The organism is Solwaraspora sp. WMMA2059, from assembly GCF_027497315.1.
In the GTDB taxonomy this organism is placed as follows: domain Bacteria; phylum Actinomycetota; class Actinomycetes; order Mycobacteriales; family Micromonosporaceae; genus Micromonospora_E.
Genome location: NZ_CP114908.1, coordinates 4,049,489 through 4,064,773, shown reverse-complemented (window position 1 = coordinate 4,064,773; position 15,285 = coordinate 4,049,489). Strand labels below are relative to the sequence as shown.

Below are 15,285 nucleotides of genomic sequence, written 5' to 3'. Positions count from 1 at the left end.
GCCGTTCGAGCGTGGGCGGTTCGGCAGGAGGACGAGCGGACGTGGACCGGGAGACTGAGAAGGAACGCTGGCAGCGCAACTTTTCCGATCTTTTGCAGGAGCTGAGGGTCGCCCAGACCGGGGTGCAAATCCTCTTCGCGTTCCTGCTGACCCTGCCGTTCAGCAGCGGTTTCCCCGACACGAACGGGTTCCAACGGGACGTGTACGTGGTGGCGCTGCTGGCGGCGGCGGCCGCCGCCGCGTTGATCATTTCGCCGGTGGCGTTCCACCGGGCGCTCTTCCGGCGTGGCCGCAAGCCGGAGCTGGTCCGGTTCGCCCACCGGATGGCCAGCGGCGGTCTCAGCCTGATGCTGGTCGCCATGGTCAGCTCGGTGCTGCTGGTCACCGACTTCATCCTGCCCCGACCGGTCGCCTTCGTGCTCAGCGGCCTCACCGGGGTGTGGTTCCTGATCTTCTGGGCGGCCCTGCCCTTCGTGCACCGTGGCTGGCTGGACGGCGACGATGAGGACGAGGACGACGAGGACGAGGACAGCGACGGTGGTGCCGGGCGCGGCGGCCGGTCAGCGTCGGCCACGTAGGCCCAACGCCCGCAGCTCCAACTCCGCCAACGCGTCGGTGACCGCCGGGTCGCCCCGCCGCCACCCAGCGGCGACGTCCGGTCCGAGCGCGGCGATGGTGCCGAGCGGGCGGGTGGTCAGCGCCCGCAACGCCAGCAGATCCGACCCGGCCGGTACGCCGCGCAGTCGGGCCGCCGCGCTCGCCCGCCGGATCCAGCGCACCCGCAACGGCAACCAGCCGAACAGCACCAGACCCAGCGGAAAGACCAGCATCGTGGCGGCCAGCACCAGGGCCAGCTCACCGACCAGGTCCTGCTGCTCCTGCCCGGCGGCGGCGACCGAACGGGCCGCCCCGGCGGCCTGCTCGAACGGCCCGGTCAGCTCGTCGCCGACCAGTGGCACCCGGCCGACCCGGCTGCCGACGTCGGCGAGGTTGTCGGCCAGCCCGGTGCCGGCGTTCTCTAATGTCCGACCAGCGTCGGCCAGCTCACCGACCCGGTCATGCAGCCAGCTGGCGGCACGGATCCACAGGTAGACCCAGACGACGACGATCAGGTCGGTGGCGAGTTGCCGGCCGGCGCGCGGAAAACGGTCGGCGTAGATCTGCATACGCACAGCGTGCCGTACGAGGACCGGAACCGCGTATACGCGGTCACGTCTTCGGGGTACGCCGGGCGGCGCATTTCGGGCAGGTCCCGAAGATCTCCATCGTATGGCTGACTCCGACGTAGCCGTGCTGCGCCGCGATCCGTTCCGCCCAGCTTTCCACCGCCGGCCCGGCCACCTCGACCGCGCTGCCGCACGAGCGGCAGACCAGATGATGGTGGTGGCCCTGGCTGCACCGCCGGTACAGGTGCTCGCCGCCAGGTGGACGCATCACGTCGACCTCGCCGGAGTCGGCCAGCCCCTGCAACGTCCGGTAGACCGTGGTCAGACCGACCCGGTCGCCCCGCTGACGCAGCATGGCGTGCAGCTCCTGGGCGCTGTGGAAGCCGGCGAGCTCGTCGAGGATGGCGCTGACCGCGCTGCGTTGCCGGGTGTTGCGCACCGCCGAGGGCTCTGCGGTGCCGGGCGTGGTGTCTCCAGTCCTCATCAAGGCCTCCGGGACGTGTTCTGACCGGGCCGGTGCCGGCGGCTGCTCACCGGACCTCCCGGGCATGACTGACAGCGTCCGCGACGATATGCGCGACGTGTTCGTCGACCAGCGCGTAAGCGATCTCCCGGCCTCGCCGGGAGCCGTGCACCACGCCTGCGCCCCGCAGCACCCGCAGATGCTGGGACACCAGCGGTTGCGGCGCGCCGAGCTTCTGCACGAGTTCGTGGACACACCGTTCGCCCTGGGCGAGCTCGGTCACGATGGCCACCCGCAGCGGGGCCGAGAGTGCGCGCAGCAACTCGCTGGCGCTCTCGTACCCGTCGTAGCCGTTGGCCATCGTCACCCCGCAACGGTAACCAATACCGGAGGCGGATCGGCAGGCAGGCGGCTCAGCGGTGCTCGTTGCCGGGTCTGTACCAGGTCAGACGGGACGATCCGGGACCATCTCGGCGGGACGGTCCAGGACCACCTCGGGCGGTTCGACCTCGCGGGGCTGCCGGCGGTGGACGGCCAGCGTGCCGGCGCGGCGGCGCAGCAGCCGCCACGTCCCGGCGCCGACGGCGGTGGCCGCGAAGGCAGCGATCGCCAGGATCACGATGGTCGCGCCCATCGCGGTGTCGGCGGTTCCGGCCAGCCACACCCCGCCGCCGGCGGAGGCCGTACCGATGATCATCGCCATCGCCATGGTGCTGCGGAAACCCCGGGTGATCTGCTGGGCGGTCGCCACCGGGACCACCATCAGCGCGCTGACCAGCAGCAGGCCGACCGCCCTCATGGCGATGGTGACGGTCACCGCGGTGGTCACCGCGATCAGCAGGTTGAGGGTGCGCACCGGCAGGCCGGAGACCCGGGCGTACTCCTCGTCGTGACAGATGGCGAACAGCGCCGGCCGCAGCAGCAGCATCGCGGTCAGCACGACTGCGGCCAGCACCACGATCACCCACAGGTCCTCGACCGAGGCGGTGGTGAGCGAGCCGAAGAGGTACGCCATCAGGTTGGCGTTGCTGCGGTCGCCGGCCAGCCCGACCAGCATCACCCCGCCGGCGATGCCGCCGTAGAAGAGCAGGGCCAACGCCATGTCGCCGGAGGTACGCCCGCGTTCGCGCAGCAGCTCGATGGCGACCGCGCCGACTGCGGCGGCGATTACGGCGGTGAGCACCGGGGAGCGGTCCAGCAGCAGACCGACGCCGACGCCGGTCAGCGCCACGTGGCCGACGCCGTCGCCGATCAGCGACATCCGACGCTGCACCAGGTAGATGCCGAGGGCCGGGGCGGCCAGGCCGATGACCAGGGCCCCGATCAGGGCCCGGATCATGAACTCGTACTGGAAGATGCTCATGTGGTCCACATCTGGGCCGGCTCCACCGCGGCGTGCGGGTGGACGTGGTCGTGTCCGGGGTCCGCGTGGTGGCCGGCCGGCGCAGGCACCGCGCCGTCATGCACCACCTCGCCGTGGTGCAGCACCACGGCCCGGTCGATCAGCGGCTGCAGCGGACCGAGCTCGTGGGCGACGAGGAGCACCGTACCGTTGCCGGCCACGAACGCGCCGAGTGCCCGGGCAAACGCCTCCTGGCTGGCCGCGTCGACCCCGGCGGTGGGTTCGTCGAGCACCAGCAGTTCCGGTTCGCCGGCCAGCGCGCGGGCGATCAGCGTCCGTTGCTGCTGACCGCCAGAGAGCGTGGCCACCGGATCCCGGGACCGGTCGGCGAGGCCGACGGCGCTCAGCGCCGCGGCGACGGCCGTCCGGTCGGCGGCACCGGGCGGTCGCAGTACGCCGCGACGGGCCAGCCGACCGGAGGCGACCACCTCGCCGACGGTGGCCGGTACGCCGCTGCCGGCACCGAGCCGTTGTGGGACGTAGCCGATCCGGTGCCACTGCCGGAACCGCGTCGCCGGCACCCCGAACAGGTGCACCGAGCCGCTGCGCAGCGGCACCAGCCCGAGTGCCGCGCGGATCAGGGTCGACTTGCCGGAACCGTTGGCGCCCAGCAGCGCGACGACCTCACCGCTGGTCACGGTGAGGTCGACGGAGCGCAGGACGGTGCGGTTGTCGTAGCCGACCGCTCCGCGCGATACCTGGACGACGCTGGTGGTCACGAACATCCCAGGGCGGCGGTCAGATTGTTAAGATTGTTGTGCATCACCGAAAAATAGTCTCCGTCGGCGTCTGGCTGCAGTCCCTCGATCGGATCGAGCACTGCAGTCTCGGCACCGGTCTCGTCGGCGATGGTCTCGGCGACGCTCGGGCTGACCAGCGTCTCGAAGAAGATCGTCGTCGCCTGGTGCTCCCGGGCCTCCTCGATCACCTCGGCGAGGCGCTGCGGGGTCGGCTCGTCCTCCGGGCTCAACCCGGTGATCCCGATCTGGTCGAGCTGGTAGCGGGCTGCCAGGTAGCCGAAGGCGGCATGACTGGTGATGATCTCCCGGCGCTCGCAGTCGGCCAGCCGCTCGGCGTACTCGGCGTCCAGGGCCTCCAACTCGGTGCGCAGCGCGGCGGCACGCTCGGTGTAGTCGGCGGCGTGGTCCGGGTCGACGGCGGCGAGACGCTCGGCCAGCGCGTCACCGACGGTGGCGAACCGGGTGGGGTCCAGCCACAGGTGCGGGTCCTTCGCGCCGGTCTCCTCGGCGTGGTCGTCCGCCTCGTCGGCGTGGTCCGCCTCGTCGTCGGCGTGCTCGTCGTCGTCGGCGTGCTCGTCTTCGTCGGCGTGGTCCGCCTCGTCGTCGGCGTGCTCGTCTTCGTCGCCGTGGTCGTGGCTGTGACCACCGTCGGTGGCGTCCAGCAGCGGCTCGACCTCCACCACGTCGAATGCGTGGTCACCGGCCTCCTGCTCGACCGCGGCATCGACGGCGGGCTGGAAGTTACTCAGGTAGACGACCAGGTCCGCGTCGCTGACCTCGCCGACCTGCCGAGGGCTGAGCTCCAGGTCGTGCGGCTCCGCTCCGGGGGGCGCGAGACCGGTAACCGTGACGGCGTCGCCGCCGATCCGTTCGGCCAAAAACTGCAAGGGGTAGAAGGCGGCTACCACGCCGACCGTGGTGTCGCCGGCGGACCCGTCGCCGCCGTCCTGGGCGCAGGCGGCGGTGCTGCCCAGGGCCAGCAGGGCACCTGCGGTGGTGGCGACGGTACGACGGAAGAGGTGGCTGTGCATCAGGCAACTGTCCGTGGCGACGATAATGATTGTCAAAAACGCATGGTTGCATGATTCGCTGCCGCCTGGACGAGCGGTCTGAGCAGGGCTAGAAGATCTTGGCGAGGGCGACCGCCACGAGCAGGGTGAGCGCCACCAGGCGGAACATTCGTCCAGCCGCCGGCACCGCCGGCCAGCTGCTACGTAGCAACCAGACCAGCCCGGCGGCCAACAGCAGCAGCGCCGCCGCGCCGACGATGCCCGGTGCGAAGAGCCCGACCAGGACGAGCGCCAGGGCGGTGAGAAACGCCCCGGTCGGGCTGATCCGCCCGGGGCGGACCGGCGGCGACGGTTGCGTAGGCTGCATCCGACCGACTCTAGTCAGGAGGGGACTCGACGTGCTGGTGGTCAACCGGTTCGCCGTGCCGGAGGCGGACACGCCCGGCTTCGTCGATCGCGCCCGGGCCGCGTTGCGTGCCCTGGCCGGCCGCCCGGGGTACCGGCGCGGCGCACTGACCCGCGCGCTGGAGGACCCGCTCCGCTGGTGCCTGGTCACCGAATGGGAGTCAGTGGGCACCTACCGGCGGGCGCTCGGTTCCTTCGAGGTGAAGGTGGACGCGACGCCGCTGCTCGCCGAATCGCTCGACGAGCCGTCCGCGTACGAGGAACTGGTCACCGCCGGGCCCGGAGAAGAACCCGCAGCCCACACCAGTGACCGGGCGGCGGAGCCGGAACGGTGAGCCGGCGGGCACTACCCTTTGCCCCATGACCGATCCCGGACCGGCGCAACCGCGCCCGCCGTCCGCCGTGCCCGACGAGGCGTCCCCGTGGCAGGCACCCTCGCCGTGGGCTCCGCCGGACCGCCAGCCGCCGCCGCAGCCTGCCGCGACCGGACAGTCTGAGGCCGCACCGGACGCCACGCCGGCTGCTGGCTCGGTGACCCCGGTGCCCGGCCCGGCGACTACGGTGCCTGGTCCGGTGACCCCGGTGCCGGCCGGCCCCGGGGCCGCGCCGCCGTTCGCCGCTCCGCCGGCCGAAGGCCGCACCGCGCGGGTCTGGATCGGGCTGGGCGTCGCGGCACTCGCGCTGCTTCTGTGCTGCGGTGGTGGCACCGTCGCATTGGTCGGACTGATCGTCACCGGCGCCGAAGCGATCGACGAACAGGCCCGGATCGCGGTCGGCGACTACTTCGAAGCGGTGAGTCAGCAGGACTTCGGCGCCGCGTACGACATGCTCTGCGCCGAGGCGCAGAGCCGTGAATCGGCCAGCGAATTCGCCCGACGACTCGCCACGGAGCCGGAGATCACCGCCTACGAGGTCGGTCAGGTCTCGGTCACCAGCCGGATCGTCGTACCGGTGGAGGTCGACTACGCCCAAGGCGGCGAGGACACCCTGCGGGTGTCGCTCAACCAGGACACCGGCACCGGTGAGCTAGAGGTCTGCGGCGTCGAGGGGTAGCCTCCGAACATCTGCCAAATCAGCCCGTCCGCACATCCCCGCCGGCCGCCAGCCGGTGTAGGAGCAGCGCATGCCAGCCGACCGCATCGACGCCGTGGCCAGTCTCGCCCACCGGCGTGGTTTCGCGTTCCCGTCTGGTGAGGTCTACGGCGGCCAACCGGTCGCCTGGGACTACGGGCCACTCGGCGTGGAGCTCAAGGAGCATGTCCGCCGGCAGTGGTGGCGCACGGTGGTGCAGCACCGCGACGACGTCGTCGGCCTCGACGCGGCGGTCATCCAGGCGAGGCCGGTGTTCACTGCGTCCGGCCTGCTCGACGCCTACACCCAGACCCGGGTCCGGTGCCGGGCCTGCGACCTCACCCAACCGCTGGACCGGATCGTCGAGGCGTTCACCGTACGCCGGGAACAGCCGGCTGCCGCACTCGCCGAGCTCGCCTGTCCGAGCTGCGGCAGCCGGGGCAGCCTCACCGACCCGCAGCAGGTCAGCGGCCTGATCGAGGTCTCGCCGGACCGTCCGGGGCCACCACCGGACCGGTACTACCTGCGGCCGGAGGCGGCACCGGGCACCTTCGTGAACTTCGCCAACGTGATGATCGCCGCCCGCAAGAAGCCGCCGTTCGGCATCGCCCAGGTCGGCCGGGTCTTCCGCAACGTCGTCGGCCCCGGCGAGTTCCTGCTGCGCGGTCACGAGCGGGAGCGGATGGAGCTGGAGTACTTCGTCGAGCCCGGAACCGACGACGACTGGCTGGAGTACTGGGCACAGCAGCGGTGGGACTGGTACGTCGACCTGGGTCTCGCGCCACAGCAGTTGCGCCGTACCGAGGTGCCCCTCGCCGGCCTGCCGCAGCATGCCAAGCGGATCGTCGAGATCGAATTCCGGCTCGGTGGTGCCTATCAGGAATTCGTGGTGCTGGAAGGGATCACGAACCGCGCCGACTACGATCTGACCGCCCATGCCAAGCATTCCGGGGCCGACCTTTCCTATTTCGACCAGGACCGGGGTGAGCGGTGGGTGCCGTACGCGATCGAGCCGGCGGCGGACCTCACCGCGACGGTCTTCGCTCTGCTGCTGGCGGCGTACGACGAGGACGAGGCACCGAACACCAAGGGCGGCGTCGACAAGCGGACCGTGCTCCGTCTCGATCCACGGATCGCCCCGGTCAAGGTGGCGGTGCTGCCGCTGTCGCGCAACGCCGACCTCTCGCCGAAGGCACGTGACCTGGGTGCCGCGTTGCGGCGCCGCTGGATGGTCGAGTTCGACGATTCGCAGGCCATCGGTCGCCGCTACCGGCGTCAGGACGAGATCGGTACGCCGTACTGCGTCACGGTCGACTTCGAGACGCTGACCGACGACGCGGTCACCGTGCGGGACCGGGACACCATGGCGCAGCAGCGGGTGTCACTGGACCAGGTCGAGCGGTACCTGCTGGAGCGGTTGCCGCCCAGCTGACCCCCCACCCGGAGCGGTTGCCGACCGGCTGACCCCCACCCGGGTCCGGCGCCGGGTGGGTCCGTGGAATCCTGGACGGCGTGTCTGTCACCGCGTCCCGGCCGGCCGGTGGGTCCGCGCCGGCCCTGCCGCCGCTGCCGCTCGGCCGCCACCAGGTGTGGCCGCCGGTGGTCCTGGCACCGATGGCCGGGATCACCAACGTCGCCTTCCGCCGGTTGTGCCGTGAGCAGGGCGGTGGGCTGTACGTCTGCGAGATGATCACCACGCAGGCGCTGGTCGAGCGCAATCCGAAGACGCTGCGGATGATCGCGTTCGCGCCGTCCGAACGCCCCCGGAGCCTGCAGCTGTACGGGGTCGATCCGCAGGTCACCGCAGCCGCGGTGCGGATCGTGGTGGAACGTGACCTGGCCGATCACATCGACCTGAACTTCGGCTGCCCGGTGCCCAAGGTCACCCGAAAGGGCGGTGGTGCGGCGTTGCCGTGGCGGCACCGGCTGTTCAGCCGGATCGTCGCCGGTGCGGTCCGGGCGGCCGCGCCGGCCGGGGTGCCGGTGACGGTGAAGATGCGCAAGGGCATCGACGACGATCACCTGACGTATCTGGACGCCGGGCTGGCGGCTCAGGAGGCCGGGGTCGCGGCGGTGGCGCTGCACGCCCGTACCGCCGCCCAGCGGTACTCGGGTACCGCCGACTGGGACGCGATCGGCCGGCTCAAGCAGGCGTTGAGCGTGCCGGTGCTCGGCAACGGTGACATCTGGGAGGCCGACGACGCGGTGCGGATGGTGGCGCACACCGCCGCTGACGGGGTCGTCGTCGGCCGGGGCTGTCTGGGCCGGCCGTGGCTGTTCGCCGACCTGTCGGCGGCGTTCGAGGGCGGGTCCGGGCGGACGTTGCCGACCCTGGGCGCGGTCGCCGCCACCATGCGCCGGCACGCCGAGCTGCTGGTCGACTGGTTCGGCACCGGACGCGACGGGCGGGCCGACGCCGAGCGGGACGGCTGCACCGACTTCCGTAAGCACGTGGCCTGGTACCTGAAAGGCTTCCCGGTCGGCGGTGAGCTGCGCCGGGCCCTCGCCATGGTGTCCAGCCTGGCGGAGCTCGACGCGCTGCTGTCCAAGCTCGACCCGGCAGAGCCGTTCCCCCGGCACACGTTGGGCCAGCCGCGGGGCCGGACGAACTCGCCGGGCAAGGTCTTCCTGCCGTACGGGTGGCTGGCCAGCCGGGACGACGATTCCGTCCCGGCCGGGGCGGAGATCGCCGATTCCGGCGGCTGAAACCGGCTGGAACCGGCTGGCGAACCCGTACCGCACACCGCTCGACCGGAGTGATCCAGCACACCGGTGAATGCGCAGAACTGCGCACGGAAGCGCTCCCAGGACGGCATCCGATCGCCACCCGTGTCGTTTCCTGTGCGGCTGGTCACCCACTACTGTCGGCTTGCCTCCCTGGTCGCTTAACCTGCGCCAACCAATGGCCATTGGTGAACCATCGTTCAGCGCCGAACGGCACATGGGAGGCCAACAATGGCGGAATCCGGCGGACCGGGCGACCCGTCCCGGCAGACAGCCCATCACCACAGGTACGTCTACGACTTCACCGAGGGAAACCGCGACCAGCGGGATCTGCTCGGCGGCAAGGGGGCGAACCTGGCCGAGATGACCAACCTCGGCCTGCCGGTCCCACCCGGCTTCACCATCACCACCGAGGCGTGCCGGGCCTACCTGGCGAGCGGCGCGGTACCGCCGGATCTGCCCGACCAGATCGCTGCCGCCCTGGCCCGGCTGGAGCGCCAGCGTGGCAAACGGCTCGGCGACCCGGCCGACCCGCTGCTGGTCTCGGTCCGCTCCGGGGCAAGGTTCTCCATGCCGGGAATGATGGAGACGGTGCTCAACGTGGGCCTCAACGACGAGTGCGTGGCGGGGCTCGCTGCCCAGGCCGGCGGTGACGAACGGTTCGCCTGGGACTCCTACCGTCGGCTGGTCCAGATGTTCGGCCGGACGGTCTGCGGGGTGCCGGGGGAGGAGTTCGACCAGGCGCTGGAGGCGGCCAAGCGGGCCACCGGCTCCGACGACGATCTCGCGCTGGACGCCGACGCGCTGCGTGGACTGGTCCGGGCGTACCAGAAGATCTTTTTCGCGCACACCGGCCGGGACTTCCCGCAGGACCCCCGCGAGCAGCTCGACCTGGCGATCCGGGCGGTCTTCGACTCGTGGAACGCCGAACGGGCGGTGATCTACCGGCGTCAGGAACGGATCCCCACCGAACTCGGCACCGCGGTCAACGTGGTCGCGATGGTCTTCGGCAACCTGGGGCCGGACTCCGGCACCGGTGTCGCCTTCACTCGCGACCCGGCCAGCGGTGACCAGGGGGTCTACGGCGACTACCTGGCCAACGCGCAGGGCGAGGACGTTGTCGCCGGGATCCGTAACACGCTGCCGTTGCAGGAGCTGGCCCGGCTCGACCCCCGGTCGTACGGTGAGCTGTTGACCATCATGGCCCGGCTGGAGAACCACTACCGGGATCTGTGCGACATCGAGTTCACCATCGAACGCGGCAAGCTGTGGATGCTGCAGACCCGGGTCGGCAAGCGGACCGCCGCCGCCGCGTTCGTCATCGCCAGCCAGCTGGTCGACGAGGGAATCATCGATCTGGACGAGGCGCTGCACCGGGTCAGCGGGGCGCAGTTGGCGCAGCTGATGTTCCCCTGCTTCGACCTGTCCGACGCGCCGCCGACGATCGCCACCGGGATCGGTGCCTCGCCGGGCGCGGCCGTCGGCAAAGTCGTCTTCGACTCGGCCCGGGCGGTCGAGCTGGCCCGGCAGGGGGAGCAGGCGATTCTGGTCCGGCGGGAGACCAACCCCGACGACCTGCCCGGCATGATCGCCGCGCAGGGCATCCTGACCAGCCGGGGAGGCAAGACCAGCCACGCCGCCGTGGTGGCCCGGGGGATGGGCAAGACCTGCCTGTGCGGGGCCGACGCCCTCGACATCGACGCCGGCGCCGGGCGGTTCATCGTCGGTGACCAGATCGTCTCCGAAGGTGACGTGGTGTCGATCGACGGCACCAGCGGCTGCCTGTACCTCGGTGCGGTGCCGGTGCGCCCGTCCGAGGTGGTGCAGTACTTCGAAGGCTCCGTCGACCCGGCGACCACCACCGACCCGCTGGTGCTCGCCGTACACCGGATCCTGTCCCACGCCGACGACCGGCGGCGGCTGACGGTGCGCACGAACGCCGACACCGGCGCGGACGCCGCGCGGGCCCGGCGGTTCGGCGCCGAGGGGATCGGGCTGTGCCGCACCGAGCACATGTTCCTCGGCGACCGCCGGGAACTGGTGGAGCGGCTGATCCTGGCCCGTGACGAGGCGGAGCGTGCGGCCGCGCTGGCCGAACTGCTGCCCCTGCAACGGGCCGACTTCCGGGAGATCTTCCAGGAGATGGACGGCCTGCCGGTCACCGTACGGCTGATCGATCCGCCGCTGCACGAGTTCCTGCCGTCGCTGGAGGAGCTGGCCGTGTCGGTCGCCCTGGCGCAGGCCCGGGGTCAGGAGGCCGGCCGCGACGCGGCCCTGCTCGCCGCGGTGCGCCGGATGCACGAGCAGAACCCGATGCTCGGGCTCCGTGGCGTGCGGCTCGGCCTGGTCATCCCGGGGTTGTTCGCGATGCAGGTGCGGGCGATCACCGAGGCGGCCGTCGAGTTGGCCGCCGCCGGGCGCGATCCGCGACCGGAGATCATGGTCCCGCTGGTCGGCGCGGTCCAGGAACTGGAGACGGTACGCGCGGAAGCCGACCGGATCATCGCCGAGGTGCTCGGCGACCGGTCGGTCGAGATCCTGATCGGCACCATGATCGAGGTGCCCCGGGCCGCGTTGACCGCCGGTCAGCTCGCCGGATCGGCGCAGTTCTTCTCCTTCGGCACCAACGACCTGACCCAGATGGGCTGGGGATTCTCCCGTGACGACGTGGAGGGCGCGTTCTTCTGGCGCTACCTGGAGCTGGGCATCTTCGGCATCTCGCCGTTCGAGTCGATCGACCGGGACGGGGTGGGCCGGCTGGTGCGGATCGCCGTCGAGGAGGGCCGCGCCGCCCGGCCCGGCCTGAAGATCGGGGTCTGCGGCGAGCATGGCGGCGACCCCGACTCGGTGCACTTCTTCCACGAGGCGGGCCTGGACTACGTGTCCTGCTCGCCGTTCCGGGTGCCGGTGGCCCGGCTGGAGGCCGGCCGGGCGACGGTCGAGTCAACCGGCTCGGACAGCCGCTGACCGGCCGCTGGCGCTGACCGGCCGCTGGCGCTGACCGGCCGCTGGCGCAGAGCGGCCGGGCACCCTGGGGGCGGGAGGGTGCCCGGCCGCTGCCTCGGTCCCCGCCGGCCGGCGTCGGTCAGAACCGGCGGCGCGGTAACGCCGGGTTGTACGGCAGGGTCGCCATCGGGGTGCGGACCGCCAGCGGCGCGTGATTGTCCAGTAGTCCCGGCACCGGTGCCGCGACGTTGCTGGCCGGTCTGCTCCGCAGCAGCTCCCCGATCGACCGCGCCGCCCGGCGGCCGTGCGCGTGCAGCAGGCCCGGATCGGTGCCCGGTCCGGCGAGTACGGCGAGCAGCGCCCGGTCGCCCACCGGGTAGAGGGCGACCTGGCCCCGGCTGCCGTGGATCACGGTCTCCCGCAGGTCACCGTGGCCGGCGGTCATCGCGAACCGTCGCCCCAGGCCGACGCTTGCGGCGGCCAGCGCGGCGATGCTCTCCGCTTCGGCGCTGGCGAGGTCGTGGGTGATCAGCAGGCCGTCCACGCCGGTCAGTACGGAGCCGGTCACATCGGGCACCCGGCGGCGTAGCCCGTTCAGCTCGGTAACGATAGCGGTGTCAGTGTCCACCGGCGGTCTCCTTCACTCGATCGTCCGGTTGGCTGGTCGCCGACCTCGTCCCGAGCGACCCGCCGCAGGCGTACGGGCGGGTGGTGGCCGGGTGGGGAGGGCGACTGCGGTCGGCGCGGCGTCGGCGACGTTGCGCGCCGCGCGACGGTGGGGCGCAGGGTTCCGCCACCGGGCCGGGTGGGGTGCCGGCGGGCCTCGGTCGGTCGATGATCGACACCAGCGGGTTGTCCAATCGTCCGGTCGAGGTAGCAGTGACGATGTGCTCCTGGCACGTTACCGCAGGCGATGTTTCTTTGTGGACCCGTAACCATCGGCAATCGGACAGCAACTGATAACTGATCGGCTATTGCGAACGATCATCAAACTGACTTCGGGTGTTTGGCCCGTCACCCTGCCGGGTCGGTGGTGGTCGCCGTACGGTAGGCCTGGAACCGGGTCCGTACGACCTCAGGAGGTGGCCGGTGGCAAGTCAGTGGGAGAACCTGGTGGTCGACGCCCACGACCCGGCCCGGCTGGCCAGATGGTGGGCGCAGGCGCTCGGCTACCAGATCGTGCACGAGGCGTCGGACGAGGTGGAGATCCGGCGCTCACCGGACCAACTGCCCGGGCTGATCTTCGTTCCGGTGCCGGAGAGCAAGCAGTTGAAGAACCGGCTGCACATCGACCTGCGCCCGACGGATCAGGCAGCGGAGGTCGAGCGGCTGGTCGACATGGGTGCCCGCCGGGTCGACATCGACCAGGGTGACGTCACCTGGATGGTGCTGGCGGATCCGGAGGGCAACGAGTTCTGCGTACTCAGCGGACGTGGCTGAGTGGCCCGCTCCACCGCAGCCTGCAGCAGCAGCAGGAACGTCCGGCCGTCCGGCCCGTCGCCGAACCCCAGCCAGCAGGACTCGGGCCGGCCGTGGGTCTGCCAGCGGGCGGTGACCAGGATGCCGTCCGCCGCCGGCAGGGCCAGCGCCAGCGTGGCCAGTCGTGCCGACCGGGCGTAGCCGTGCGGCGGAGCGTCCCCGGCCGTGACCAGGTGCCGGCCGAGCAGGATGTCTACCCGATGATGACGGCGCGCTGGTCGCGTCGATCCGGTCGGCCCGGTCGAACTGGTCAGACAGCAGGCGCTGGCGCCGGCCAGCTCTCCCATGAGCTGGCCGGCGCAGTGCTCCTCGACGGCGTACCGCATCGGTTCGGCGACATCGCAGATGTGTACGAGCCGGCTGGTACGGGTCCACCCCTGGTCAGCCACGACCCGATTGTGGACTGGCCGGGTGCGGTCCCGCAGGGTCGACGTCAACATCACGACACAAACCGGAAACCATCCCGAAATCGTTACCCGATCAGGTGACGGGCACCCGCCGCTCAAGGGGGCCGGTTCGCCGCCCCACCGGGCTGGTCGGGCTGCTGGTTCGCCGCCCCGCCAGGGCGGTTAGGCTGCTGAAGGTGAGTGCCTCTCCGGACGGCCCGGCGGTTGGTCGCGCCGCCGACGCGCACCGACTGGTGCCGGAGCCGGCCAAGGACACCGGCTACGGGCGCAGTCCGTACGAGCGGGACCGGGCCCGGGTGCTGCACTCGGCCGGGTTCCGGCGGCTGGCGGCCAAGACCCAGGTGTATCTGGCGGATCCGAGTGGCGCGGACGGCGTACCCCGGACCCGGTTGACCCATTCGCTGGAGGTCGCGCAGATCGCCCGCGAGATGGGTGCCCGGCTCGGCTGTGACCCGGACGTGGTGGACGTCGCGGGCCTGGCCCACGACCTCGGACACCCGCCCTTCGGACACAACGGTGAGCGGGCGCTGGACGAGGTCGCCGCCGGCTACGGCGGCTTCGAAGGCAACGCGCAGACGCTGCGGGTGCTCACCCGGCTGGAGGCCAAGGTGATCGGTCCGTCCGGCGACTCCGTCGGGCTCAACCTCACCCGGGCCTCGCTCGACGCTACCTGCAAGTACCCCTGGCCACGACAGCCCGGCGAGCGCAAGTTCGGGGTGTACGCCGACGACCAGCCGGTGTTCACCTGGCTGCGCGACGGCGCGCCCGACGGCCGGCGGCGCTGCCTGGAAGCGCAGGTGATGGACTGGGCCGACGACGTCGCGTACTCGGTGCACGACCTGGAGGACGGTATCCACGGCGGCTACATCGACCTCGGTCGGCTGATCGTGGACCCCGACGAACAGGCCGCGCTGGCGGCCGACGTCGCTGCGGCCTACTCCACCGAGTCCGCCGACGATCTGGCCGGCATCCTGGCCGAGTTGCTGGCCCGACCGGAGTTGCGGCTGCTGATCGGCTACGACGGCAGCCACCCGGCCCAGGCGGCGCTGAAGGGCACGACCAGCATGCTCACCGGGGCGTTCGTCGCCGCCGCGGTGTCGGCCACCCGGGACCGTTCCGGTGGGCAGCCGGTGCGGCGGTACGCGGCCGATCTGGTCGTGCCCCGGGTGGTGCGCGCCCGGTGCGCGCTGCTGAAAGGGCTGGCGTTGCGCTACGTGATGCGTCGGCCCGGTGCCGCCGCCGGCTACCTGCGGCAGCGGGAGATCCTCGCCGAACTCGTCGAGGCGTTGACCGGGTACGCCCCGGCCGGTCTGGACCCGGTCTTCCTTCCATTGTGGTCGGACGCACCGGATGACCGGGTCCGGGCACGGGTGATCATCGACCAGGTCGCGTCACTCACCGATCTGGCGGCGATCTCCTGGCACCGGCGGCTGACCCGGCCGGCGGGGCGGCCGGGTCCGACCCGCGTCTGA

Annotated in this window: 16 protein-coding genes; 8 read left to right on the top strand and 8 right to left on the bottom strand. The window is 71.6% G+C overall.

The genetic code is table 11. The annotated features are described in order from the left end of the window. The first annotated feature begins 41 nt into the window (after positions 1–41). Entirely contained in the window at positions 42–578 is a 537-nt protein-coding gene (locus tag O7553_RS18510; RefSeq protein WP_281550976.1) for a DUF6328 family protein, read from the top strand. Here O7553_RS18510 and O7553_RS18505 read toward each other — a convergent pair. The 7 genes from O7553_RS18505 to O7553_RS18475 form a co-directional block, all read right to left on the bottom strand. Further along, complete coding sequence (locus O7553_RS18505; RefSeq protein ID WP_281550975.1) at positions 561–1,166, bottom strand: hypothetical protein; 606 nt, start codon at positions 1,164–1,166, stop codon at positions 561–563. The two genes, O7553_RS18510 and O7553_RS18505, sit on opposite strands and share 18 nt — an antisense overlap. A gap of 43 nt (positions 1,167–1,209) precedes the next feature. Then, entirely contained in the window at positions 1,210–1,650 is a 441-nt protein-coding gene (locus O7553_RS18500; protein WP_281550974.1) for a Fur family transcriptional regulator, read from the bottom strand. Between the two features lie 46 nt (positions 1,651–1,696). Continuing rightward, positions 1,697–1,996: a metalloregulator ArsR/SmtB family transcription factor gene (locus tag O7553_RS18495; RefSeq protein ID WP_123602948.1), complete on the bottom strand. Its 300-nt coding sequence runs from the start codon at positions 1,994–1,996 to the stop codon at positions 1,697–1,699. A 78-nt stretch (positions 1,997–2,074) separates the two neighbouring features. Beyond that, a complete protein-coding gene (locus O7553_RS18490; protein ID WP_281550973.1) occupies positions 2,075–2,992 on the bottom strand; it encodes a metal ABC transporter permease in 918 nt (305 codons plus the stop codon). Then, entirely contained in the window at positions 2,989–3,750 is a 762-nt protein-coding gene (locus O7553_RS18485; RefSeq protein WP_281550972.1) for a metal ABC transporter ATP-binding protein, read from the bottom strand. Before O7553_RS18485 ends, O7553_RS18490 begins: the two co-directional genes overlap by 4 nt. Continuing rightward, positions 3,747–4,802: a metal ABC transporter substrate-binding protein gene (locus tag O7553_RS18480; protein ID WP_281550971.1), complete on the bottom strand. Its 1,056-nt coding sequence runs from the start codon at positions 4,800–4,802 to the stop codon at positions 3,747–3,749. Before O7553_RS18480 ends, O7553_RS18485 begins: the two co-directional genes overlap by 4 nt. An 88-nt stretch (positions 4,803–4,890) precedes the next feature. Then, positions 4,891–5,148: a DUF6703 family protein gene (locus O7553_RS18475; RefSeq protein WP_281550970.1), complete on the bottom strand. Its 258-nt coding sequence runs from the start codon at positions 5,146–5,148 to the stop codon at positions 4,891–4,893. Positions 5,149–5,179: 31 nt separating this feature from the next. Here O7553_RS18475 and O7553_RS18470 point away from each other — a divergent pair, with 31 nt between their 5' ends. The 5 genes from O7553_RS18470 to ppdK all read left to right on the top strand — a co-directional run bounded on the left by O7553_RS18470 (position 5,180) and on the right by ppdK (position 11,948). Beyond that, the gene (locus O7553_RS18470; RefSeq protein ID WP_281550969.1) at positions 5,180–5,521 is read left to right on the top strand and encodes an antibiotic biosynthesis monooxygenase; all 342 of its coding nucleotides are present in this window, start codon (positions 5,180–5,182) and stop codon (positions 5,519–5,521) included. A gap of 238 nt (positions 5,522–5,759) precedes the next feature. Then, positions 5,760–6,239: a hypothetical protein gene (locus O7553_RS18465; protein ID WP_281555661.1), complete on the top strand. Its 480-nt coding sequence runs from the start codon at positions 5,760–5,762 to the stop codon at positions 6,237–6,239. Positions 6,240–6,309: 70 nt separating this feature from the next. After that, positions 6,310–7,689: a glycine--tRNA ligase gene (locus O7553_RS18460; RefSeq protein WP_281550968.1), complete on the top strand. Its 1,380-nt coding sequence runs from the start codon at positions 6,310–6,312 to the stop codon at positions 7,687–7,689. 125 nt (positions 7,690–7,814) lie between these two features. After that, positions 7,815–8,963, top strand: a complete 1,149-nt coding sequence (gene dusB / locus O7553_RS18455; RefSeq protein WP_281555660.1) for a tRNA dihydrouridine synthase DusB — start codon at positions 7,815–7,817, stop codon at positions 8,961–8,963. A gap of 249 nt (positions 8,964–9,212) precedes the next feature. Then, the gene (ppdK, locus tag O7553_RS18450; protein WP_281550967.1) at positions 9,213–11,948 is read left to right on the top strand and encodes a pyruvate, phosphate dikinase; all 2,736 of its coding nucleotides are present in this window, start codon (positions 9,213–9,215) and stop codon (positions 11,946–11,948) included. A gap of 118 nt (positions 11,949–12,066) precedes the next feature. Here the strand turns inward: ppdK and O7553_RS18445 are convergent, their stop codons facing one another. Beyond that, the gene (locus O7553_RS18445; protein WP_281550966.1) at positions 12,067–12,555 is read right to left on the bottom strand and encodes a roadblock/LC7 domain-containing protein; all 489 of its coding nucleotides are present in this window, start codon (positions 12,553–12,555) and stop codon (positions 12,067–12,069) included. A gap of 461 nt (positions 12,556–13,016) precedes the next feature. Here O7553_RS18445 and O7553_RS18440 point away from each other — a divergent pair, with 461 nt between their 5' ends. Continuing rightward, entirely contained in the window at positions 13,017–13,367 is a 351-nt protein-coding gene (locus O7553_RS18440) for a VOC family protein (protein WP_281550965.1), read from the top strand. A gap of 622 nt (positions 13,368–13,989) precedes the next feature. Beyond that, positions 13,990–15,285 carry a deoxyguanosinetriphosphate triphosphohydrolase gene (locus O7553_RS18435; protein WP_281550964.1) on the top strand — a complete coding sequence of 432 codons (1,296 nt, stop codon included), beginning with the start codon at positions 13,990–13,992 and terminating at the stop codon, positions 15,283–15,285.